We start from the raw sequence: 708 nt of genomic DNA on the forward strand, positions 1-708 counted from the left end.
ACAGTTTGCAACGGCTTGGGATCGGTGTGGGTATCAGTGCACTTATCAGTCTGGTCGTTGGCATTTTAATTGGCATTATCCCTTTACTTCGTGCCAGTTTTGCACCGGTTGTTACCGTCATATCACTGGTACCGCCATTAGCCATTCTACCTATCCTGTTTATTATCTTTGGTTTAGGTGAAGTCGCTAAAATTACTTTAATCGTACTGGGTATCACGCCTTTTCTGATTCGTGATGTGCAGCTACGTGTTATGGCCCTGCCTGAAGAACTCATCATCAAGGCACAAACCCTAGGCGCCTCAACCTGGCAATTGATTGTGCGGGTAGTGCTGCCTCAGGTCTTACCAAAGTTGATTGATGCTGTGCGTTTGAGCCTGGGTGCGGCTTGGCTGTTTCTCATTGCCGCAGAAGCCATCTCGGCAACAGAAGGGCTTGGTTATCGTATTTTCTTAGTCAGACGTTATCTGGCGATGGATGTGATTTTGCCCTATGTATTGTGGATTACCTTATTGGCCTTTCTGACTGATTATCTATTACGTCGTTTGTCCTTATATGCCTTCCCCTGGCAGCAAACAGAGGGAGGGGCTAAATGAAGAATATTGAACTGAAAAAGTTATGGAAAGAGTACGGCGATAATGTGGTGCTCGAAAATATCAACCTGACAGTGAAAGCAGGGGAGTTTATAACGCTGGTGGGCGCTTCAGGCTG

General features: G+C 46.3%; 1 protein-coding gene. It reads left to right on the forward strand.

Going from position 1 to position 708, the window contains the following annotated elements; all coding sequences use genetic code 11:
- Positions 1-593 (forward strand): ABC transporter permease (locus B4K20_RS00445; RefSeq protein ID WP_289281466.1); only part of this gene is annotated, 593 nt, incomplete at its 5' end.
- Positions 594-708: the final 115 nt, after the last annotated feature.

This window comes from Methylophaga sp. UBA5088 (assembly GCF_002414625.1).
GTDB classification, from domain to species: Bacteria; Pseudomonadota; Gammaproteobacteria; order Nitrosococcales; family Methylophagaceae; genus Methylophaga; species Methylophaga marina.